The 23,823-nt window shown below is 32.7% G+C and carries 16 protein-coding genes and 2 tRNA genes; 6 read left to right on the top strand and 12 right to left on the bottom strand.

The window, feature by feature from the left end:
* Nucleotides 1-20: 20 nt before the first annotated feature.
* Entirely contained in the window at nucleotides 21-1,247 is a 1,227-nt protein-coding gene (locus TTHT_RS06650; protein ID WP_201327196.1) for an EAL domain-containing response regulator, read from the top strand.
* Nucleotides 1,248-1,250: 3 nt separating this feature from the next.
* On the opposite strand, the gene TTHT_RS06645 is transcribed toward TTHT_RS06650, so the two are convergent.
* Genes TTHT_RS06645 through TTHT_RS06630 form a run of 4 tightly spaced genes read right to left on the bottom strand, consistent with a single transcriptional unit; the run spans nucleotide 1,251 to nucleotide 10,850 of the window.
* Nucleotides 1,251-3,779 (bottom strand): ATP-binding protein, encoded by a 2,529-nt coding sequence (locus TTHT_RS06645; protein ID WP_201327195.1) that lies wholly within the window; start codon nucleotides 3,777-3,779, stop codon nucleotides 1,251-1,253.
* Nucleotides 3,776-7,243 carry a PAS domain S-box protein gene (locus TTHT_RS06640; RefSeq protein WP_201327194.1) on the bottom strand — a complete coding sequence of 1,156 codons (3,468 nt, stop codon included), beginning with the start codon at nucleotides 7,241-7,243 and terminating at the stop codon, nucleotides 3,776-3,778. Before TTHT_RS06640 ends, TTHT_RS06645 begins: the two co-directional genes overlap by 4 nt.
* On the bottom strand, nucleotides 7,230-7,691 hold the full coding sequence (locus TTHT_RS06635) for a response regulator (RefSeq protein WP_201327193.1): 462 nt from the start codon (nucleotides 7,689-7,691) through the stop codon (nucleotides 7,230-7,232). Before TTHT_RS06635 ends, TTHT_RS06640 begins: the two co-directional genes overlap by 14 nt.
* A gap of 15 nt (nucleotides 7,692-7,706) precedes the next feature.
* Nucleotides 7,707-10,850 (bottom strand): PAS domain S-box protein, encoded by a 3,144-nt coding sequence (locus tag TTHT_RS06630; protein WP_201327192.1) that lies wholly within the window; start codon nucleotides 10,848-10,850, stop codon nucleotides 7,707-7,709.
* Nucleotides 10,851-10,965: 115 nt separating this feature from the next.
* Between TTHT_RS06630 and TTHT_RS06625 the strand changes: the two genes are divergently transcribed.
* Nucleotides 10,966-11,041 (top strand) — tRNA-Val (locus tag TTHT_RS06625).
* 25 nt (nucleotides 11,042-11,066) lie between these two features.
* Nucleotides 11,067-11,144: transfer RNA gene (locus tag TTHT_RS06620), tRNA-Asp, on the top strand.
* 51 nt (nucleotides 11,145-11,195) lie between these two features.
* On the opposite strand, the gene TTHT_RS06615 is transcribed toward TTHT_RS06620, so the two are convergent.
* From TTHT_RS06615 to TTHT_RS06580, 8 genes are all read right to left on the bottom strand, one after another.
* Nucleotides 11,196-12,059, bottom strand: a complete 864-nt coding sequence (locus TTHT_RS06615) for a DMT family transporter (protein WP_201327191.1) — start codon at nucleotides 12,057-12,059, stop codon at nucleotides 11,196-11,198.
* 2 nt (nucleotides 12,060-12,061) lie between these two features.
* A complete protein-coding gene (locus tag TTHT_RS06610) occupies nucleotides 12,062-12,430 on the bottom strand; it encodes a diacylglycerol kinase (protein ID WP_201327190.1) in 369 nt (122 codons plus the stop codon).
* A gap of 67 nt (nucleotides 12,431-12,497) precedes the next feature.
* A complete protein-coding gene (locus TTHT_RS06605) occupies nucleotides 12,498-14,648 on the bottom strand; it encodes a S46 family peptidase (RefSeq protein WP_201327189.1) in 2,151 nt (716 codons plus the stop codon).
* A gap of 47 nt (nucleotides 14,649-14,695) precedes the next feature.
* A complete protein-coding gene (gene mfd, locus TTHT_RS06600; protein WP_201327188.1) occupies nucleotides 14,696-18,016 on the bottom strand; it encodes a transcription-repair coupling factor in 3,321 nt (1,106 codons plus the stop codon).
* A gap of 6 nt (nucleotides 18,017-18,022) precedes the next feature.
* A complete protein-coding gene (gene eutM / locus TTHT_RS06595; RefSeq protein WP_201327187.1) occupies nucleotides 18,023-18,304 on the bottom strand; it encodes an ethanolamine utilization microcompartment protein EutM in 282 nt (93 codons plus the stop codon).
* 4 nt (nucleotides 18,305-18,308) lie between these two features.
* The gene (locus tag TTHT_RS06590; RefSeq protein ID WP_201327186.1) at nucleotides 18,309-19,043 is read right to left on the bottom strand and encodes a class II aldolase/adducin family protein; all 735 of its coding nucleotides are present in this window, start codon (nucleotides 19,041-19,043) and stop codon (nucleotides 18,309-18,311) included.
* On the bottom strand, nucleotides 19,040-19,300 hold the full coding sequence (locus TTHT_RS06585) for a PP0621 family protein (RefSeq protein ID WP_201327185.1): 261 nt from the start codon (nucleotides 19,298-19,300) through the stop codon (nucleotides 19,040-19,042). The genes TTHT_RS06590 and TTHT_RS06585 overlap by 4 nt, the downstream gene beginning before the upstream one ends.
* A 10-nt stretch (nucleotides 19,301-19,310) precedes the next feature.
* Nucleotides 19,311-21,533, bottom strand: a complete 2,223-nt coding sequence (locus tag TTHT_RS06580) for a DNA translocase FtsK (protein ID WP_201327184.1) — start codon at nucleotides 21,531-21,533, stop codon at nucleotides 19,311-19,313.
* A gap of 85 nt (nucleotides 21,534-21,618) precedes the next feature.
* On the opposite strand from TTHT_RS06580, the gene TTHT_RS06575 reads away from it, so the two are divergent.
* The 3 genes from TTHT_RS06575 to gatC all read left to right on the top strand — a co-directional run bounded on the left by TTHT_RS06575 (nucleotide 21,619) and on the right by gatC (nucleotide 23,816).
* Nucleotides 21,619-22,728: a SpoIIE family protein phosphatase gene (locus TTHT_RS06575; protein WP_201327183.1), complete on the top strand. Its 1,110-nt coding sequence runs from the start codon at nucleotides 21,619-21,621 to the stop codon at nucleotides 22,726-22,728.
* A 2-nt stretch (nucleotides 22,729-22,730) separates the two neighbouring features.
* On the top strand, nucleotides 22,731-23,465 hold the full coding sequence (locus TTHT_RS06570) for an SIR2 family NAD-dependent protein deacylase (protein WP_201327182.1): 735 nt from the start codon (nucleotides 22,731-22,733) through the stop codon (nucleotides 23,463-23,465).
* Nucleotides 23,466-23,528: 63 nt separating this feature from the next.
* A complete protein-coding gene (gene gatC / locus TTHT_RS06565) occupies nucleotides 23,529-23,816 on the top strand; it encodes an Asp-tRNA(Asn)/Glu-tRNA(Gln) amidotransferase subunit GatC (RefSeq protein ID WP_201327181.1) in 288 nt (95 codons plus the stop codon).
* Nucleotides 23,817-23,823: the final 7 nt, after the last annotated feature.

Here is a 23,823-nt window from a genome sequence, read left to right as displayed (position 1 = left end):
TATTATCTGGAGATTGTTTTATGTCTGAATCATTAAAGGTCATTATTGTTGAAGATGACAGGTTTCAAAGAATGGTTTTGAAAAGCATGTTAAAACATTTCAGTGTAGAGGAAGTTGTTGAGTTTGATAATGGGAAAAGTGCTCATGATTTTTTTAAAAAGTTAGACAATGAATATGATATTTTGTTCCTTGATTTAAACTTGCCAGGATACGATGGTTTAAAGCTTTTAGATTTTTTGCAAGAAAATAAGTTTATAAAAAATATTGTTGTTTTAAGCGGTGCAGGAGAAGATGTTTTAAAATCTGTAAAGTCTTATGTAAGTTCGAACCATTTTAATATTTTAAATGTTTTAAAAAAGCCTATTGCAGGGCATGAATTTGTGTTAGTTATTGATAATGTTGTTCAGAATAAATTGAAAAAAATGGAGGATAGTCAGAAAAAAAGGTTTGAAGTAGCAGAATCATCTTTGTCTATTGCTGATATTGAAAAAGCGATTAAGAATAGAGAATTTGTCGCATTTTTTCAGCCTCAAATTGATTTAGAAACAAATAAGGTAGTAGGGGCTGAGGCTCTTGCAAGGTGGATGCACCCTGAATTGGGGTTAATTCCACCTTACAAGTTTATTCCTGTTTTGGAAAGTAGTCCTTTGCAAATAAAGAAGTCTTTTACTTATCTAATGTTAGAAAGGGCGATTGAAACTCTTGATAGATTAAATGAAATTGATTCTTTTGAAGAGTTTAAGATTTCTGTTAATGTGTTTATTTCTTTGTTTGAGAATGAGTCAATGTGCGATAGGATTGCTTCGTGGTTTAATTTGTTAAAAAGAAATTATATGAAAAATATTGTTTTCGAAGTTACAGAGAGTGGGTTGAGCAGGGATAAAAAAATGCTCAATTATTCGCTTACAAGATTAAGATTAAAGGGCTTTGAGCTTTCTCTTGACGATTTTGGAACAGGTTATTCTTCTTTAAAGCAGCTTGCGGAATCTCCATTTACAGAGTTAAAAATTGACAGGGCTTTTGTGGCAAATATTCATAATGATAAAAAGAATTTCACAATTGCTAAAATGGCTGCAATGCTTGGAAGAGAATTAAATTTGAAGGTTATTGCTGAAGGGTGTGAAGTTGAGAAAGAGGTAGATGTTTTAAAAAACTTAAATGTTGATGTTGCCCAGGGATACTTTTTTGCAAAACCAATGCCTTTTTATGAATTTAAAGATTTTGTTATAGATTTTAACAGCAAGTGATTTTCAGATTTGCAAATAGTTGTCTAAGTAATTTAAAAAATCATTTAGTTTCTTTTCTGCTATTTCCACTGTGTTTTTTATTAATTCAATATCACTGTTTTTCTTGCATAAATCTTCAATTTTCTGGAATAGATCAATTAGCTCTCGTTCTTCCAGGTACTTTAATGTTCCTTTTATTTTATGTGCAGAATCCTTTGCGCCTTTATAATCTTTTTCTAATATTTTTTCCTTTAGTAATGCAAAATCCCCTGGCAAATCTTCTCTTACAATTTTTAAGGCTTCTTTAACTGAATTTTCATCGGGATAAATGCTTTTTAGACTATTAAATTCTCTTTTGTTCGTATTTTCTTTTTTTGCCTCATTTTTTTGAAATTTGTTTTCTTTGTTTCCGTTATGGTACAACACATCAAGTAAATTTGAAAGAAGGTTGTCAAAGTCAATAGGTTTTTCAAGAATTGAATTAAATAGAGTTTTGTCTTCTTCAGTTTTTTTCTTGAATATGTCCGCAGTAAGAAGTATTATTGGCAATTCTTCTTTTGAATAGGTTACCCTTAACTCTCTTGCACACTCTATACCATCCATTAATGGCATGTGGTAATCTAATATTATTAAATCAGGTTTCTCATTGTCAACTTTTAGTAATGCTTCTATTCCTGAGGTCGCTTCTATGGCTTTTACATTTATAGATTCTAAAAGCTTTAAAATTATGCTTCTGTTTAGAGTGTTATCGTCTACCACAAGAATTTTTTTCCCTTTAAGAAGGTCTTTTATATTTTTTGCTAAAGGTTTTTTGGCTTTTTTTTCTTCTATCCAATCTTTTATTGTTATATTGCCTAATTTTATAAGAATATTTAAAATTAAAGACCTTGTTAAAGGTTTAGGAACAAATTCAACAATAGACTCTATTCCTTTGCTTTCTTTAAGTTCCTGCAATTTTTGTTTAATTATGTTTTTAAAATCCTGTTTTATAGGCAGGCCGTGAAGTAAAAGTTTTGTGTTTTTGTTTATTATTAACTCATTTATTTTATTTATTAATTCATCGTTAATGTCTAAATAGTCAATGTCAAATAAAATAATTGTTTTTTTGCTTCTTTTTTCAGGAATTTTGCTTTTCAATTCGTTAAAATCAGAAGATATATAATACTTTTTTAGTTTTAGGTTTGAAAAAATATCTGTGTACGGTTTTATTAATTTTTTGTTGGGGATATATGCAAAGATTGTTATTTGTGATATATAGTCTTTGGAGATTGAAAAGTCTTTTGATGACTTTTTAAATGGAAGTAATATCTTAAATGTTGTTCCTTTGTTTAATTTAGTTTCAACATATATTTGACCATTTAAAAGCTCAACAAGGTTTTTTACAATTGCAAGGCCTAAACCTGTTCCCTGTTTTGTTCTTGTCTGGGTTGTGGTATTTTGAACAAATGGTTCAAATATTCTTTTTAGTGCTGATTCTTCCATTCCGCATCCTGTATCTTCTACAGTAATTATTAAATAAATCTCTTTTTCTGTTTCCCTCTTTTTTTCAACCTTGATTTCAACATAGCCATCTTTTATAAATTTAACTGCATTTGTTAAAAGGTTTAATACAATTTGTTTAACCTTAATCTGGTCTCCTATAATGGTGAATGGAATGTCATGGGAGACAGGGAAGAATATTTCAACCTTATTTCTCATAGCGTTGGGGATTAGCATTGCAATCAATTCCTTGATAGCTAATTCTATATTGAATTCTTCTTCTATAATTTGAATTTTTTTGCTTTTTATCTTTGAGAAGGTAAGTATATCGTTTATAAGAAGAAGAAGATTGTTTGAAACATTTTTTAATTGGCCAACCTGTTCATTTAATAAAGGATTGTTTTTTATATCTTTGGACATTTCAAGCAGATTTATAATTCCTAAAATACCGTTTAATGGGGTTCTAATCTCATGGCTCATTGTTGCCAAAAAATTCTCTTTTTCTATAGCGGCTTGTTTGCTTTCTTCAATTTTTGTTTTTAATAATTCTTCGTTTGTTTTTGTTAAGCCTATTACATAGAGATCGTAAGCAATAACTAAGAGAAGGGTAATAAAAACAATAAAATATATAGTTTTATTTCTCTTTTTATAATAGCAAGTTATTTCCTTTTTAGTTCTGTTTTTTCTGGTTTTAAGCAAAGAAAATAAATGGTTTAATTTAGTAGATATTAAGTTTTTAATTAACGATGTGTTTTTATTGTTTGTTGATAATATTTGTTTGTTGATCTCTGAAATTAATTGAGCAATTTCTTTATAACCTGGGTCAGTTTTTTTTAATTCCTTAGGTAATTGGATTAAAATTTCAGGTAATTGTCTATTATCTTTATGAATAAATAATATTATTTTTATTTTATTCAAAAATTCAATTTCTTTGTTTAAAGACGAAAGTCTATTAAAATCTTTTATGATTTTGTTGTCATAATAGTGCAAAATGTAAAGAGAATAAAAAACCAATGAAAATGAAAAAATGCCAATTGCTATTAGGTGTGGTATTATACTTTTTAACTTTCTCATTTTTTCTCCTTGCGAATGTGTTTTAAAAGTAATTCCTTTAAATTTTCTATTTTAAACGGTTTTGGCAAGCCTGCTGTAAAACCATACCTTTCAGGATTTATCAGAATAGGGTCTTTTGAATATCCGCTGATTACAAATACAGGTAAATCTTTATCAACTTTCCTTATTTTTTCAATTGTTTCTTTTCCTCCCATACCGCCTCTAATGGTTAAATCAAATATCATTGCATCAACTTTTGTTTTTCCTGTTTGGTATTCGTTTTCAAAAAATTCAATTACCTCTTCTCCTTTTGTTGTTTCAATAACCTTGTACCCCAGCTCTTCTAAAATGTCTTTTAAAACCTCTCTTACACCGTCATCATCGTCCATAATGAGAACAATACCTTCAGATTTTTTGTTAAATTCTTTTGTATGCTCTTTTTTCTCACCTGATTCACCTGGTATTTGACACTCTTCACAGACAGGAAGGTAAATATGGAATGTAGTGCCTTTCCCTTCCTTTGTTTCAACATCTATCCAGCCATCGTGTTTGCTTATAATTGAATAGCATTGAGCAAGTCCTATCCCTGTCCCGTTTTCTTTTGTGGTAAAGAATGGTTCAAAAATTCTATCAAGGATTTGTTTGGGAATTCCTGGTCCTGTGTCTGATATAGATATTTTTATGTAATTTCCTTCTTTTAATTGGCCTATTTCTTTGTTTTTGAGATACACACTTTTTATTGAAACCATTAATTCGCCTTTCCCGCCCATAGCCTGAACAGCATTAACCGCAATATTCTCTATAACTTCTTCTATTTGTGCTTTGTCAATATTTACAGTGGGGATTTCTTTGTCAATATCATAACTGATGTTAATTGCAGTTCCACTTGTGACAAGGGCGATAGTGTCTACTACACTCGAAGTTATGTCTTGAACTTTTTTTACAGGTTGTTGCTCTTTTGATAATGTAAGAAGCCTTGTGGCAAGCGATTTTGCCCTTTCGAAGGTTTTTAAAGTTTTAGCAAGGTATTTTTTTGTTTTTTCCTCTCTTGTTGTGTTAAAGGCAAGGTCAATATAACCATACATTGCTCCTAACAGGTTGTTAAAATCATGGGCTATTCCCCCTGCAAGAAGGTTAATTGCTTCAAGTTTTGAAAACCTTGCCATTTCTTTCTGATATTTTATTCTATCTGTAATATCTTTTATGACAACAACTGCCCCGATAATTTCATTTTCCTGTTTTATAGGGTTGATTGTAATTGAAAGAAATTTGTTTTGGTCATTTACCCTGAAATAATCCCTTTCACTCTTATAAGGGACTCCTTTTGCAAGTGTTTTCTTTATTTTTTCTTTTAAATTTGTTTTTGTTTCTTCAGGTTTTAAATTGTAAACATCGCAAAAGTATTTCCCTATTATCTCTTCAGTTTTAGAGAATTTTTTAGCACTCGGATTTGCGAATATTACTTTTCCGTTTTTGTCTAAAGATATAATGCCGTCTGATATAGATTTAACGGTTAACTCAAAGAGTTTTTTTTCTCTTCTTATCTCTTCTTGGAGTTTCTTTTTTCCAGTAATATCTCTTATTACGGTTAGAAAATAGATTTCCCCTTCCATTTCAAGTTTTGATAATGATATTTCAACTGTTATTGTTTGTCCATTTTTTGTTTTTGCCTTAGCTTCAATAAAAATTGATTTTTCGTGGGATAATTTTTCTTTAAATTTATTTTTCTTTTCTTTAAATTTTTTTAAGAATGTATCACTTGAAAGAAGTAAATGTGGATTTTCTCCAAGTGCTTCTTTTTCATTATAACCAAATATCTTTTCCGCAGCCTTATTCCAGAAAACAATTTCAAGCTTTTTATTTGTCATAATTATTGCATCATTTGCATTATCTGTTATTGCAGTTAATTTCTTAGCCTCTTCTTCAACCTTTAATTGATGTTTTTTTTCTTCTGTTATATCTACCCATGAGCCTAAAATTTCAACAGGTTTTCCATCTTTGTCCTCTATTACAATCAGTTCGTCCCTTATCCAGATTAATTTTCTTTCCTTTGTATAAAATCTGTATTCCCTTATCAGGTGTTTTTCTCCAAATATTGTTTTTCTTGCAGTTTTTCTTTCTTTTCTGAGTCTTTCAAAATCATCCGGGTAGATGTTTTTTTCCCACCAATCTTTCTTTAACACTTCATCATCAGAGTATCCTAAAATTTTTTTCATATTCCCTGAAAACCAGGTAAGTTTCAGCGTATCCACATCGAGGGCGTATATTACGGCAGGACTTAAATTTACTATATCGTTTAGCCTTTTATTTTGAGCCTTTAATATAAGTTCCATCTCTTTTTTTTCGCTAATATCCCTTACAATTGCAAGTAAATATTCTTCACCTAATACTTCAAATTTGCTTAATGATACTTCGCATTGTTTTAATTGCCCTTTTAGAGTTTTATGTGTCCATTCAAATCTCTGGGGAATTCCCTTTAATGCGTTTGAAATTTTTTCCAATGCAAGTTTTTTGGAAGATATCCCATTTTCCTGTTTTTCAGGGGATAAATCAAATGGGGTTTTGCCTATAATATCCTTTTTTTTGCCTTCATATAATTTTTCTGCCGCTTTATTACAGTTAATAATTTTTGATTCTTTCATTATAAATATTGTGTCAATTGATGCCTCAAAAAGCATTTCATATTTTAACTGTTCAATTTGTGCCAGCTTTTTTGCTTCAATCTCTTTAGTAATATCTCTTACAATGTCAATTACTTTTGAGACTTTTCCATTTTCTTTCACAAAGGTAGAAATAACTTCTGCAATAATTATTTCTCCATATTTTGTTTTCAATGGGATTGTTTGTTTAATACTTTTTTCTCCTTTTTGAATTGCTTTTATTGTTTTTTCTCCTGTTTTTTTGAAATCTTCTTCATTTTCAAAGAATATTCTTGTTGTTTTTCCTATTACTTCTTCGGGATTGTATCCTAAAACTTCTTTTATTGTACTTGTTGCATAGGTTATTATTCTTTCAGGTAGTTTAACATCAAAGATTACCTCTGGTAAGGAGTCTGTTAAAGTTTTTAAGTAATTTAAATTTTCTCTTTTTTCTTTTTCAATTTGCTTTAATTTAAGTATTGAATATATTGTGTTAGGGAGAGCCTTTATGTTTTCAGTTTTTTTTAAAATGTAATCGTCAGCCCCTAATTTTAATGCTTTAACGGCAGTTTCTTCTGTTCCTGTTCCAGTTAACACAATAACTCCAGTGTATGGCTTTTTCTTTTTTGCAAGTCTAATAATTTCTAATCCGTTTAACCCCCTTATATTTATGTCTGTAATTATTAAATCAATGTCTTCTTTTTCTAAAATATTGATAAATTCATCTTTATTGTTTGTTTCAAATAGGGTAAATCCTTTTTTGCTTTTGGTTAAGATGTATTTGACAAATTCTCTGTCTTTAATGTTATCGTCAACATAAAGTACCTTTATATTATTCCCACTCATTGTTTTTTTCCCTATTAATCTTTAAGTTTTTAAAAGAATCTATAATTTCTTTAATTTTTTCTGTAAAACCTTTAAATGATAAAGGTTTTATTTCATATCTATCTGCTCCCAATTTCAGGCTTTGTTCAATGTCCTCTTTTAAATTTGATACTGAAAAAATTGTTACAGGAATAGTTTCTGTTTCTTTGTTTGATTTTATTGTCTTCAAAACATCAAAGCCGTGAACAAGGGGGAGGGTTAAATCAAGTACAATTAAATCTGGAATGGAGAATTTATCTCTGTCACTAAATTTATCTTTTCCTGAAATATAATCAACTGCATCTTTGCCATTTGTCAGGATAATTAAACTAATTTCTTTATCTAACTTTGTTTCCTGCAAAGCTTTTTTAAACAAAACGATATCCCTCTTATTGTCTTCAATAAGAAGGACTTTTAAAACGGGATTCATTTTTTCCTCCGTAAGTTATTTCTTTAAAGTTAGTATAAATGTTGTCCCTTTTCCTATTTCAGAATTTACTGATATTTCTCCATCCATTAAGTCAATTGCTTTTTTCACAATGGCAAGGCCAATTCCTGTGCCCTCGTATAAATCTCCTTCATGCACTCTTTGAAATAAATTAAATGCTTTTTCAATGTACTTTATATTCATTCCTATCCCATTATCTTCTATAAATATTATAACCCTTTCTTCCTTTTCTTTAAATTGAATTGAAATTTCAGGGTTTTTGCCTTTTTTAACAAATTTTAGAGAGTTGTCAATCAGGTTCTGGAACACCTTTTCCAAAAGCATGTCATTTCCATAAACTATTGGCAGGTTTTCAGGGATCTTTAAGTTTGCTTCTGTATCTTTTATTTTTGAAGAAAGAACATTTATCACCTTTTTTATTACTCTATCAAGGGGAACTTTTCCTAATGTAATCCCTTCTTTCCCAAGTTTTATATATTCATTAAGGTTTTCTATTTTTCGCTGAAGTTCTTTCGCAGATTCAAAAATAAAGTTAAGGTATTCTTGCCCTTTGTCATCAATAATTTTTTTGTATTCTTTCTCTAAAATCTCGCTAAAATTATAAAGGCTTCTTAAAGGCTCTTTTAAATCGTGTGCTATAGAGTGGGCAAATGTTTTAAGCTCTTCATTTAATTTTTCAAGGTGTTCTGTTCTTTCTCTAACCCTTTCTTCAAGTGTTTCTTGAAGTTTTTTCAATTCTGTTATATCCTGTGCTGTTCCAATAATTGCTGGTTTTCCGTCTATATTTTGAATTGTTGCAGAGACAAGGGTTGTGAGAATTTTGCCATCTTTAGTCCTAAACTTTAGTTCTGTTCCGTCAACATAGCCATTTTGGTTTAACATTTCTAAATATCTCTCTCTGTCTTCAAAGTTATTCCATAAATTTATATCATGAGAAGTTTTTCCTATAATTTCTTCTTTTTTGTAGCCAGTAATTTCTTCAAATTTAAGGTTAACATCTAAAAATTTACCTGTTTTAATATCTGATATTGTTGCAGGGATAGGCATTGTGTTAAAAATAACAAAAAATTTTGATTCAGAGTTTATTAAATCTCGTAAATACTTTTTCTTTTCACTAATGTCGTGTACTATTGCAAAAACATTTTCTTTATTCCCAAATGATAATGGCACTCCATAAATTTCCACATCCTTTACCTCTCCGTTTTTTGTTAAATGTTGTGTTTGTATATAATTTTTATTATTTTGTTTTTTTATTAATTTCATTAGCATGTCAAAATTTGTTTTTTCTGGATGTAAATCACTTAGTTTTAATTTTTTGAATTCTTCTATTGTGTAGCCGTAAAATTTGCATGCGGCATTGTTGGCATCTTCTAATTTCCCGTCTGATAAATTAATTAAAAACATGGGAACTGTGTCATTGTAAAATATCCTTTTGAATCTTTCTTCGCTTTCCTTTAATCTTTCTTCAGCTGCCATTAAGTTTGTAATGTCAATCCATACACCTAAAACTTCATCTTTTCCTGTTGCTTTGTTTTTAATTTTTTTCTGCTTTTCTAAAATCCATACTAAATCTCCATCTTTTTTATAAAACCTAAATTTTTGAGTGGTATGGTTTGCTGTTATAATTCTATCACTATTAATAATAGCTTTTTCTCTGTCTTCTTGATAGAGGTGATTCCTCCACCAACTTTGCTTAAAACATTCTTCTAAGGAATAGCCTAATATGCTCTCAATGTTTTTACTTATGAATGTTGTTTCACGGGTTTCAATATCAAATTTGAAAAGGATAATGGAGTTAAGGTTAAGTAAATTTTCTATCTCTTCATTTTTCTGTTTCAGTTCAAGTTCAGCTTTCTTTTTCTTTGTGATGTCTCTAAAAAACACGGTAACTCCATCATTTGATGGATAGATCCTATTTTCAAACCATGTATCCCACGGTTCAAAGTAATTTTCAACATACCTCTCTTTTTGCTTTTTAAATGCTTCTATACAGGCTTTATGGAAAGAATTTCCAATTGCTTCGGGATTTAAATCTTTCCATTTATTTTTGCCAATTAAATCTTTTGGGGTTTTAACTTTCATTAACCTTGCCGCCTCTTTATTTGCAAAAGTGTAGTTCCAGTTTTTGTCGTATGACTCAATTCCCTCTTGTGTTCTTTCAATAATGTTTTGCATAATATTTTCTTTCTCTATCTTTTCGCTAATGTCTTTTATAGTAAATACATAAAATTTATTTTTATGGTTTTCTTTAATAGCAGTAATCTGTCCTTCAATGGGTATTTTTTTTATTCCTTTTAACAGATAACATTTTTCAGTTGTTTTTGTTTGTTTTTTATTTTGTAGAAGTTTAATTGCTTCTTTTATTGGGTCTTTAACTGTATCGCTGCTAAATTTAAATAAATCTGTTAACGGTTTGTTTGAAAATTCTGCTATCCCACAAAATTTTTGGGCAGAACGATTCAAAAACAGTACTTTTAAATTCTGGTCAGTTAATATTATTATTTCGTCTATATTGTCTAAAACTGCTCCCATCATTCTTTCTCTATCTTCTATCTTTTGAGACATGTTTTTTAATTCAATTTGCTCAATAAGAAAGTATGCGCCTAAAACTGTAACGAAAGGGTATATGATTAGAGCAGGGATTATAAACGGATAAAAAAGTTTCAGTAAAGTTGATTTACCAATGAGAACCCAGATTAAAGGTATCATTGCTACCTGTGTTAAGAAAGACGCATACCCGAAATAGCGTTTGTAAAACCTTGTTTGTTTTTTTATTGTTAAGTAATAGAACGGTAAGCTAATTAAATATGCCAATAAAATAATTAATGTTCCTCCGATTGCCCCTTTTCCTCCAATGAAAAGTCTATAAAATGAGGCAAAAGCACTTGAAATAAGTCCGCTTAAAGGCCCAAACAGTATAGTGGACAGGTTAATAAATATAGTTCTTCCATCAAAAATAAGCCCAGGCTCAAGTTTTATCGGGAAAGTCATATTCAGTATTGCTGCAAAACCGAAAAGTGTCCCCTGAATAATTTTTGCTTTATTTTTATCATTTTCAAGTTTGTTTACTATATATCCTGAGATTAATAAAAAAGATAAATTTATAAATAAATTTAACAAAAATCCTTTAAATACACTCATTTGAATACCTCATTTTTGATATATAAATTATAGAATGATTTAATTTTTTTGCAAAAAAATTGTTGACTAATTTCTCATTTTTTTCTATACTCTATCCCTGTGAGATAAACGATGTGGGCGATTAGCTCAGTTGGGAGAGCACCTGCCTTACAAGCAGGGGGTCGGCGGTTCGAGCCCGTCATCGCCCACCATTTTAATCTCACAATCCGCACAAGCGGGGGCGTAGTTCAGTTTGGTTAGAACGCCGGCCTGTCACGCCGGAGGTCGCGAGTTCGAGTCTCGTCGCTCCCGCCATTTTTTTACCCCATTTACCCAGAACCTAATACCTAAAACCTTGCATCTTATTTATCTTTTCAACGCAATGTAATTTCCTGCAAGAACGATTAATATTCCTATTATTGAGTGAGGTTGTAAAGAAAGGTTTTCAAATACTGCAGATAAAACTATTGCAACGATGGGGATAAGTAAAGTAATGTAAACAGCCTTTTGAGGACCTATCCTTCCTAAAAGTTTAAGATAACTTCCAAATGCTATTACAGAGCCGAATATTGAGAGATAGAGTAATGCAGTTATATAACTGAATGATGTATCTATTTCAGGTATTTTACCGCTTATCAAGGCAATTAAAAGCAAAGATAGTGCACCGTAAAGCATTCCAAATGTATTTGATTGAATAATAGGAATGTTTTCTTTCTGGATTTTGGCAGAGATAATGTTGCCGAGTGATGCGCAGTATGCACCGGCAAAGGTTAATACAATCCCCTTTGTTGTTGTTGAAGATAAGGTAAAGTTTAAAATATCGTTTTTGAAAAGTATTGAAAGGCCGATTAGGCCTATTATCCCCCCTAATATTACCTTAAAGTTTATCTTCTGTTTCAGGAAAATCCTTGCATTTATTGAGTTGAAGATTACCATTGTTGAAAAGCATAATGCAACAAGCCCGCTTGTGAGGTTTTGCTCTGCTGTGTATGTAAAAAAGTAATTAAAGCCAAACAGGGTAATTCCAAGTAAAAACAAATCTTTGTGTACTTTTAAAGGGAATTTTAGCGGAAGCTTTTTTGTAAATGAGTAAACAAAAAGTATTCCGCTTGCAAGGATAAACCTGTAAATAATGGAGTAGAGCGGGTTTACAGTTAATTGAAATGTTATTGCAAGCCATGTTGAGCCCCAGATAATTGTGGGGACAAGAAATAGAATAAAATTGTTCATATTTAGACTATATTAAAAGCTATTAGAAGGGTGAAAAGCCAGATAAGGCCGGTTAGTACAAGGCTGAAGAAAACTCCGGCGCTTGCTGTATCTTTTGCATATTTTGCAAGAGGGTGTATCTCTTTGCAGGCTAAGTCAACTGTGTTTTCAATTGCAGTGTTAAACATTTCGGCTATAAAGGGAATGATGAGTGATGCTTGAAGTATGAATTTGTAGCCTATCTTTATTGGCAAAAGCCAGAGAATAATGGTCATTAGTATGGCTAAAAATACTTCAATCTGGAATGCTCTTTCCTGTTTCAGTGCGGCAAATACTCCTTCAAGTGCATATTTTGAATTTTTTAAAAAATTATACTTGGGTTTATTCCTCATTTTGTCCCCTTTTAGTTAGTGTTAAAAAAAGGGGGATTTTACTCCCCCACAAGTTTATTGAATAATTTTATTTTACTATTGTCAATTCTTTTATAATGCGTTGAGCGTTTGAGAATTTGTCAAGTATAAAAAGAATATATCTTGAGTCAACAACAACGCTTCTTGTTAAAGCTGGGTTGAAGTAATAGTCTGAAGAGATTGACTCAAAGTTTCCGTCAAAGAGAAGCCCTATAATTTCTCCGTTTCCGTTTAATGTTGGGCTTCCTGAGTTTCCGCCTGTGGTATCGTTGTCTGTTAGAAAATCAAGAGGCACTCCCCCCAATGTTTTGTCGTAATATTCTCCAAAATCCTTTTTCTCATAAAGTTCAATAAGTTTTTTTGGATTTGCAAAGGGTTCTTTGCCTGTTTCTTTTTCAATTGCACCTTTCAATGTTGTAAACGGTTTGTACCATACCGCATCCCTTGGAGAGTATCCGCATATTTTCCCGTATGTAAACCTTAATGTGCTGTTTGCGTCTGGATATAATTCTTTTCCTGTGAATTTGTTGATTACTTCAATTACCTGAGGTTTAATTCTCATAACTTTTCCGTTTAAGCCTTTAAGGTTATCCTGCTTTTCCTTTAATTCATCAGCAAAGTCCCATGCAAAGTGAAGGAGTTTATCGTTAACCTTTTTCAACTGCTCTTCACTCATATCAAAGTATTTAAGCCTTGTGTTTTTGTCTGTTAGCTTTGTTGTTTTGTAAAACTCATCAAGGGTTTTGTCTATTTTTTTGTATAACTCTTCTTTTGTTCCGTTACCGAAGTATTTTTTGAATGTTTCAGGCCTTTCGTTTTCCGGCAAATCTGCAAATCTTTTCATAAAATATGAAAGCATTGTTTTGTCTAATTCCGGGATTAAATCCCTTTGCATTGTTTCAAGCCTTCTCTTTCTCCTTGGAATGTTTCTTTCCATAAATGCAGGGTCTCTTTTTAAATCAGGTTTTTTCTTTTCTTCAGCCCATCTTCCAATTGTTGCCCCTGCCCCGAATGTTGAGACAAAATTTGAGTATCCCATAATTGTAAGTGTTTTTTCTATTTTGTTGATTTGTTCCGCAATTTTATTCATTTCAGGAATTGCATTTTTATACTTTAGCATATCATTGTTTTTTGCAATCCACTTTTCAATCTCTTTGTCTCTCTTATAGAATTTGTCAACAACCTTATCTCTTTTTAATCCAGCCTGTACACCCTCATAGTATTTTTTTGTGTTGTTTAATGCTTTAACCCAGAAGGCAACCTTAATGTTTAATTCAGGATTTTTCTTTCCTTCCTCTTCCATCATATTGATTATGTCTGTAAAGAGTTTGAGTTTTAAGGGAATTGATTGATTTAAGAAAAGGTCAATCTGTTTGCCAGTCATATACCTGTCTGTGTGTCCTGGAAAGCCTAAAATAAAGGCAAAATCGTTTGTTTTTAAAGGCTTGAAGGCTATTTTGAGAAAGTGTTTAGGGTGATAGGGGACATTGTCTTTTGAGTAAGGTGCAGGGTTACCGTTTTTATCAACATAAGCCCTTAAAAATGAAAAATCTCCGTCGTGTCTTGGCCATTCAAAGTTGTCAATGTCTCCTCCGAATGCGCCAATTGACTCAGGTGGTGCGTAAACAAGCCTGATATCCTGAAGCCTCATTTTTTTGAATAAAAGGAATTGCTTTCCACCGTAAAAGGCAGCAACTTCAGCCCTTATATTTTTTTCTTTTGCCTCAGTTTCCTTTTCAATTTTTTTGATTTCATTTTCAATGGTTTCATACCTTTCTTTGTCAGTCATTTTATCGTTGAGTTTAGATTTAATCCTGTTTGTAACATCAACAATATCAAGGATTATGTCTGCATAATAGCCTGGTGCTGGGAGTTCTTTTTCAAATGAATCTGCGTAAAAGCCCTCTTTAATGTAATTGTGCTTTGCGCTTGCATTGTACTGGATAGCCCTGTAAGCAACATGATGGTTTGTAATTATAAGCCCGTCTTTTGAGACAAAAGAGCCTGTACCGCCGCCTAAGGATACGACCGCTTTTGAAATATCGTTTCTAATCTGGTCGTATGTCAGGTTTAGCCCCATTTTTTTTAGTTTGTTGTAATTAATGTGGTTTAATTCGTTTAAGGGAAACATTCCCTCATCCGCAAAGGTTAAATTAACAGTTAAAATTACCGTTAGGATTAGCAAAAACTTTTTTAACATACCAACTCCTTATTATTTTTCTTCACGGTTAAATTATACGGTTTATTTTATTGTTTGTTTTCAATTTTTTTGAGAAGTTCAAGGATAAAAGACAGAAAATCTTTCAAATCTCTGTTTTTTTGCCTGTGGATAACTATTTTTCCATCAGGTGTAATTTCAATAAATGGGTTTTTGTTTACCTCTTCAACAAGTTTTTCAATATTGAGTCTGCTATTGTCTGACACAACAAGGGTGCATACAGATTTTTTTAATTCAATGCTTTTTATTCCCAATTTTCTTCCTTCTATTCTAATTTTGTGTGCTGAAATTAATAGCTCTATTTTTTCAGGAAGTTTTCCAAACCTGTCTTCCATCTCTTCTGTAACCTTCAACAAGTCTTTGTATTCCCTTGCTATTGACAGTTTTCTATAAAATGAAAGCCTTACAGAAGGCACTTCTATGTATTCCTTTGGAATTATAAAGGGGTGCTCTAAAATTGTTTCCTCTTCAACAAACTCTTTGTTTTTGAGCTTCTCAACTGTTTTTTCAAGCATTTTTGTATATAACTCTATTCCAACAGAGTTTATGTGGCCGCTTTGCTTTGTACCTAAAATCTCCCCTGCACCCCTTAATTCAAGGTCAAACATTGATATTCTAAACCCTGCACCAAGGTATGAAAACTCCTCTAAAGCCTCAATCCTCTTTCTTGCCTCTTTTGTCAGGGAGAAACTTCCCGATGTAATAAGATAGCAAAAGGCAGGTTTGTCGCTTCTTCCTATCCTTCCCCTTAACTGGTAAAGCTGTGAAAGGCCAAAGTTTTGTGCATCGTTTATAAACATTGTATTTGCGTCTTTTACATCCATTCCATTTTCTATAATTGTTGTTGTTACAAGTATGTCTATCTCTTTTTTGAAAAATTTAAGCATTATCCTTTCAAGCTTCTCTTCCCCCATTTTTCCGTGGGCAAAATTAACCTTTGCTTCAGGCACAAGGGATTTGATTATTGAGGTAACCTGCTCAATTGTTTCAATCCTGTTGTGAACAAAGTAAACCTGCCCGTCTCTTTTCAATTCAAACTCTATTGCCTTTTTTATTGTTGTTGGGTCAAAAACTATGTGATAGGTATCAACTGCAAGCCTGTTTTTTGGCGGTGTTTCAATTATACTAATATCCTTTAATCCCATAACAGACATATTCAATGTTCTTGGAATTGGGGTTGCTGTCATTGATAAAACATTTACGCTTTTCTTTAAATACTTTAGTTTTTCCTTTTGAAGCACTCCGAACCTTTGTTCTTCGTCAACAATTATCAGCCCTAAATTTTTTGGAATAATGTCTTTTGAGAGTATTCTGTGGGTGCCAATTAAAATATCTATCTCTCCTCTGGCAAATCTTTCAATTATCTCTCTTTGCTTTTTTGAAGAGACAAACCTTGAAAGCATCTCTATTTCAATGGGGAATAGTTCAAACCTTTTTTTAAACCTCTCAAAGTGCTGGAATGTTAAAACAGTTGTTGGCGATAGTACAAGAACCTGATAGCCTGATTCAACAGCCCGAAAGCAAGCCCTCATTGCAACCTCTGTTTTGCCAAATCCAACATCTCCGCATAAAAGCCTGTCCATTGGATAGCTTGCTTCAAGGTCTCTGTTTATATCGTTTATCGCACTTAACTGGTCTTCTGTTTCTGTGTATTCAAAAGCATCTTCAAATTCCCTGTACAAACTTGAAGGGGGGGAAAAGGATATTCCTTTAGCCATTTTTCTTTCAGCATACAGGGTAAGCAACTCTTTTGCGTATGACTCAATCTCTCTTTGAACCTTTTTCTTTGTTCTCTCCCATTGCTTTGAGGCTATGTTTGACAGGGAAACGCTTTCGGCAGTGTAATCTTTGTACTTTTGAAGCAGATGGATCTTTGACACAGGGACAAAAACCTTTGTGTCATTTGCAAATTCAAGCTCAACCATTTCGTTTAAGCTGTTTTCTATTTCAAGGGTTTTTGTGCCAAGGTATTTTGCTATACCGTATTCTATGTGAACAACATAATCTCCCTTTTTTATGTCTGAAAAGTCAGAAAAGAATGATGAAAACCTTGTTTTTTTCTTTTCCTTCTTCTTTTCCGGGAAAAGGCCTAAAAAACTTAAAAAAATAATGTTATTTGATATTGCAAAATTGCTGGAATACTTTGAAATGATTAGATTTACTCCCTTTTCTTCCTTTTCTTTTGAAAAGGGGATTGAGTTTTCAAAAAGCAATTCTTCGCTTTTTTTCAAGTAAAATTCGTTGGGAGAGGAGAGTATTACTTTTGCCCCCTCATTCAATTTTTCTTTTATAAAGTTTGTTATCTCATCTATTTTCCCCTTAACTATTGGAGGAATTGATGAGATTAATGTTGTGTCGGAAGGGTTAATTTCAATTGTTTTCTCTTTGAAAAAGTCTTTCAGTTTCTTTAAATCCCTGAAAACCTCTTTATATGGCAGAGAAAGGTAACCGTTTTTTGTTTCTTCTAAGTATTGCCTTTCAATATCATTTTTTATTCCCTCTATCCTATCTTCAAATTCTTTTTTATTTTCAAAAATAAAAATAGTGTTTTCAAATAGTTGGAAAAACTTATCCTCTAAAATTGAAAGAGAGAGATAGAAAAAGTCTCTAAGCCTGTGCTTTTCAATCTGCTCAAGTTTTTCTTTCAATGAAATTTTTAACTCTGGTTTATTGAAGAGGTTTTTTAACTTTTGCTTTAATTTTTCAATATGTTTTTCAGTGTCGCTTAAAGGAAAGATTGGATAAATTATAACTTCTCTTTCAACCTTAACTGATTTCTGGGAGATTGGGTCAAATAGTTTTATTGACTCAACCTCATCAAAGTCAATTTCAACTCTAACAGGAAGTTCGTTTGAAAAGGGGAAAAAGTCAACAATATTGCCTCTAAATGCATACTCTCCCGCTTCTCTAACAATATCTGTTTGAATATAACCTGCTTTTGATAGGAAGGATTTTAGTGTTTCTGGATTTAACTCATCTGAAACCTTTACATTAAAGAAGTTTTTTGAAATGTCTGGAAGGGGAAGGAGAAAGAAGCAGGGGTTTGCAATTGCAATCTTTTCATTTTCAATAAAAAACCTGTAAAATGCGTCAAAAAATTCAGTTTTTGTTTTTATGTGAGGCTCTAAAAGTGTTGAGGTTAATGAGAATTGAGGAAATTCTGGGCAGTTTAAATCGTTTTTTAATGTTTCTTTTTTTGTTGAGGAAGAGGGTATAAATACAACCTTTTTCCCTGTATTTTCTGCTAAAAGTTCAAGATATATAGAAAAGAGAGACCCTTTTAAATCAGGAATCTCTCTTCTATCTAAAAGATTTTTTTTGCTAATTAAGTTTTCAATTAAGTCAAGCACTTAAAATTATTTTGACTTGCCTATTGGCATTACCCCTTCCAAGTTGTTGTGCGGTCTTGGGATTACATGTACGGATACAAGTTCGCCGACTCTTCTTGCTGCCGCTGCCCCTGCATCGGTTGCCGCTTTAACCGCTGCAACATCTCCCCTTACAACGATTGTGCAGTAACCACCGCCTATTTTTTCGTAAGAGACAAGGGTTACATTGGCTGCTTTAACTGCAGCATCAGCTGCTTCAATCAAAGCAACCAGGCCTTTTGTTTCAATCATTCCAATTGCGTCACCCATAAGGTTATCCTCCTAATTCCTCTATAATACCTTTAATAAGGTTTACCAGTTCATCCCTTGAAAATCTGTAATACTTAACATCATCGTTAACCCTGCAAAACTTTGGTAACCCGGTTTCAATGCCCATTTTTTTTCTCAATTCCATAAGTGTGTCCACTTCTTCACAGGGCAATGTTTTTGGACTACCCAGGATATTTGCTACAAGGGTAATTTTAGCATAATGTTCAACCTGTTCCATAAGAAAATAGGCTTTTTCAACATTTTCAGCAAAGGTTACTGCCCCGTGGTTTGCAAGAAGTATAGCATTGTACTCTAAATAGTTGTTCAGTGCCTCAGGTAATTTGTCTGTTGAGGGTGTGCCGTATGGGGCAAGGGGGATTGTTCCAAACATTAAAACAGTTTCTGCTGTAAGGCTTTGCTCAAGGCCGTAACCTGCACAGGCAAAACCTGTGGCAACAGGCGGGTGTGCGTGAACAACGCCTTTTACATCTTCCCTTGATTTATATATCTTTAAGTGCATTTTTGTTTCAGATGAGGGTTTTTTGTTTCCTTCAATTAGGTTTCCTTCCAGGTCAATAACAATTATGTCATCAACAGATAAAAACCCTTTGCACAGCCCTGATGGAGTAATGTATATTTTGTCCCCCTCTCTGACAGAGATGTTTCCCTCGTAGCCTGATATCAGGTTTTTGTTGTAAAGCCTTTTGCCTATTTCAACAATTTGCTCTTTTATCTTCATTGATTATCCTTTTCCAGGCATTCCACAGAGCAGTAAAGCTTGCCGTTTTTTTTAATTCCAGTGTTTTCAGGAAAATATGTGTTGCACACAGGGCATTTTACCATTTCCCCTTTGTTTTTGACGCTTTCTCTCTGGTTTTTTGTTTCTTCTGCTTTTTGCTCAGGGTATAGAATATCCATAAAAAATTTCCTTATTTTGTAATAAAAAAAGTAAAATATTCCGAATAAAAACCCGAAAAATATTAAAAGCTTAAGCATATTATTCTCCCTATAAATTATCTAAAAATTCAGGGCCGACTAAAACCTCTCTAACTTTTCCGCCCTGATGAGGTTTGGGGCCGACAATCCCGTCTGATTCCATCATTTCAATGTACCTTGCTGCTTTGTTAAAGCCAATTGACATTTTTCTCTGCAAATAGGATATTGAGGCCTGCCCTGTTGATATTACAAGTTTAACAGCCTGAATGTATTCCGGGTTGTTTGAGCTTAATTTAATCTTTGAATCACCAAAACCTATTTCAATTTCTTCTTTTGCTTCTTCAAAGTTTTTGATTTTGTCCATATACTCAGGTTTTCCGTAGGATTTTAGATAGGATACAAGGTTTTCAACCTCACCTTCAGAGACAAATGGTGCGTGAAGCCTGATTACTTCACTTGTGCCAGGTGGCTGGAAGAGCATGTCTCCTTTTCCTAAAAGCTGTTCTGCCCCGCTTCTGTCAAGAACAACCCTTGAATCAATTGCCTGGGTTACCTTAAAGCATATCCTTGATGGCATATTTGATGAAATTACCCCTGTTACAATATCCCTTGAAGGCCTCTGGGTTGCAAGGATAAGGTGAATGCCTACAGCCCTTGCCTTTTGCGCAAGCCTTGCTATTGATTCTTCCACTTTTGCCCTTGCCACAAACATCAAGTCTGCAAGTTCGTCTATTACTACGACTATGTAAGGAAGGGGTTCTAACTCTTCCCCGCCTTTTAGTTTTTTTCTCATAGAGTTGTACGATGAGAGGTTTCTAACCCTCAAATCTTTTAAAATAAGGTATCTCCTTTCCATCTCAGAGACAGCCCAGGACAAAGCACTTGCCGCTTCCTTGGAGTCAATAATTACATCTGTTAAAAGATGGGGGATGTTTGAGTATACCCCCAATTCCACCATTTTAGGGTCAACCATAATCATTTTAAGCATTTCAGGGGGATTTTTAACAAGAAGTGAGCATATCATTGCATTAAGCCCAACACTCTTTCCCGAACCTGTTTGCCCGCCTATAAGTAAATGAGGCATTGAATTCAGGTTTGAGAAAAAAGGCTCTCCTGTAACATTCAGCCCTAATGCAAGGGTTAATGGCTCTTTTGAATTCCAGAATTTTTCGCTTGAGATTATTTCTTTTAATACAATTAATTTTCTCCTTTTGTTTGGCACTTCAATTGAGATTGTAGGTTTGCCGTAGGTTCTTTCAACCCTGATTGATTTTGCTGCTAAAGCAATGCTTAAATCATTGCTTAAATTTTGAATTGTTGAAAATTTAATGCCTGGCTCAAGTTTAATCTCATAGGTGGTAACAATAGGACCCGGGTGTATGTCTGCAATCTGACAGTTTACCTTAAACTCTTTAAGCCTTTTTATCAGCGTTTGCCCCTTTAATTCCAGTTCTTTTCTATCAACAAAGGATTCTTCATCAGGGTCTGCGAAAATCTCTTGCCAGGGTGGATTGTACTCATCGCTTTTTTCAAATTTCATTGCAGGTTGTTTTTTGTCTGCTCTTTTTTCTTTTACCTTCTTTTCAGGTTTAGGTTTTGGTTTTGGTTTTTTAGGTGGAGCATTTCTTGTTTTGATTTTTTTAATTGTTATTTCTTTTCTTCTTTTTTCAATGAAATTTTTTAAAGTTGTTATTATACTCTCCACCATTTTTTTACTTACTACAAACAGAATGGAGTAAAAGGAATAAAGGTTTAACTTTAATGATATTATGAGAGTAATAACGATTAAGGCTAATATTAAAATCAAAGTGCCCCAAAAGTTAAATTCAGGAAGGAGTATCCCCTGAAGCTTGTTTCCTATAATTCCTCCTGCGCTTGTATATTCTTTTCCGGTAAATTTTGTGTCTATAAATAAGATGTCTGAAAGAAAGAGGGACAAAACGGTTGCAAAAGAGATTAATTCAATTATAAATACCCCTAAAAAAGAAAATATTTTCACAGGGTTAAGCCCGTGTTTGAATATCAGGTATGAAAGGGCAAGGAAAAAGAGGACAATAAGATAGGATGCATATCCAAACATATTGATTAGTATTGCACTTAGATTTGCGCCAAATGTTCCTATAAGGTTATTTGAATACAATTTTGACACAGTGTCTGAGGTAAATAAGCTTGGGTCTGACGGAGAAAATGATATCAGGCTTAAAAATACAATGCACGCAATAAAAATCAATACAAAAGCAACTATATCATCAAGAATTTTTGTCATGTTAAAATTTTCTTCATTCTTTGCCATAACTTCAATATAATGTTATCAAAAAACTGTTTAAAAATAAAAAAAACTTGATTTTTTACAAAAAAAGAATAATTCTATAAACGCTATGAAAAATGATTTTAGTATAGATTTTTTTAAAAAAATTATTGAAGAATTGCCAATGCCTCTCTTTGTTACAGACCTTGAAGATACAATATTGCTTGCCAACAGGTTTGCCAGGGCGTTAATGGGAGAGGACATAAAGGGAAAGAATGCAAACGAATTTATCTACTCTATTGCAGAAAAGAAAATGGTTGACCGGAGGGTTAAGGAGAGGATTGAGAAGGGCAAGGAAATAGATACTTACACCATAACCCTTGAAAATAAAAAGACAGGCAATGTTTTTGTGGCAGAGTTGTTTATCCATGTTTACAAAGATTATAAGATTGTTTTGTTTAAAGATATTACTAAAGAGGCAGAAGCAACAAGGCTTATAAATTACATGGAGACAAATCTTAAAAACATTCAGGAAAGCCTTTTGCCTGAAGAAAGCAAAGATTTTGGATGCCTTGAATATGCTTATTTTTACCTTCCCTATGGAATGATAGGAGGAGATTACTTTGATGTTATTAAATTATCTGATAAAAGGCTTGTTGCTATTATGGCCGATATTTCAGGACACTTTTCTCCGTCAGCAATGGTTATGGCTATTGTAAGAACTCTTTTTCACTCTAAAAAAATTGCGGGGCAGGGAAAGAAGTTTGTTAAGTTTATTGAATTCCTTGATTCCTATCTGATGAATTTGAAAAATATATCAAACTATGTAAGCGGTGTTTTTTGCAGAATTGATTTGACTGAAAGAAAAATGCATTATATAAATGCAGGTCATTTGCCATTTATCTATAACAATGAAATTGTTTACCCTGTTAAATCCCAGTTTCCTGTTGGGCTTAAAATTCCATTTGATAAAGCGTATAAAGAGGAGACTATAAACTTGAGAAAAGGGGATAGGTTTGTTTTTTTCACTGATGGTCTTTTAACAATCCCGGCGTACAGAGAGAGGAATTTTAGAGAAGTTCTTGAAGAAATCAGGGATTTAGTGTACAGGTACTGGAATTATCCCGCTTCAGAGTGTTTGAAAAACATTGTTTCTGATTTAAATCTTGTAAATGATTTGCCTCAAAGTTTGAAAAATGAAGACGATTTAACAATTTCAGTGATTGACATAAAGGAGTAAAAATGGATGCAATAATTAAAGCGACAGAATTGATAAAAAACTCCAAAAATATTGTGGCTTTTACCGGTGCAGGGATTTCTGTTGAGAGTGGCATCCCTCCTTTTAGAGGAGAAAATGGCCTTTGGTCTAAATTTGACCCTTCTTTTCTTGAGTTATCTTTTTTTTACTCCAACCCTGAAGAAAGCTGGAGATTGATTAAAGATATTTTTTACGAATATTTTGGTAAAGCAAAACCAAACAAAGCCCATTACTTTCTTGCAAAACTTGAAAAAATAGGGAAGCTTATAGGTGTTATAACTCAAAATATTGACAACCTTCACCAGGAGGCAGGTTCAACCAATGTGGTTGAATACCACGGAAACTCCAAGTATCTTGTTTGTACAAAATGTGGAGAAAAATATAACTTTACCCCTGAAAGAATAGAAAAAATTCCCCCATTATGTGAAAAATGCAAGGGAGTATTAAAGCCTGATTTTATATTTTTTGGGGAGGGAATTCCAGTTGAGGCAATACGAAAAACTGAGGAGTTGCTTGAAAAAGGGGATTTGCTAATTGTAATAGGAACAACAGGAGAGGTGTATCCAGCCGGGTTAATCCCTATTGAGGCTAAAAACAGGGGGATGTTTGTTATTGAGATAAATCCTGATGTTTCAAAGGTTACTCCCTATGCTGATGTTTTCTTAAAAATGAAGGCTACAGAAGCTGCGGAGACTTTAGAGCATAGGCTTGGTTTATAGTTTTTCAGCATAAAAACTTTTCATTAGTGTATAATAATGCGGAAAAACTTTTTTGGAGGAGTTATGGCTATTGACAGAGAAACCGTTTTACACATTGCAAAGTTAGCCCATATTGAAATTAATGAAAAAGATGTGGAAAAGTTTTTAAAGCAAATGGGGGAGATTCTTGAATATATTGAGCAGTTAAACGAGGTTGATATTAAAGAGGTTAAAGATAGCCTGAAAAGCATTCACGAAGGAAAGGTTATGTTAAGGGAAGATAATCCAGGAAAATCGTTTGACAGAAAAACTGTTTTAGAGCTTGCACCAGAGGTTGAGGACATCTTTGTTAAAGTTCCTCCAGTAATTTAAGGGAGTA

The sequence above is a fragment of the Thermotomaculum hydrothermale genome, assembly GCF_016592575.1.
GTDB lineage: Bacteria > Acidobacteriota > Holophagae > Thermotomaculales > Thermotomaculaceae > Thermotomaculum > Thermotomaculum hydrothermale.
Note: the sequence above shows the minus strand (reverse complement) of the source record. Positions and strands in the feature narration are given on the sequence as shown.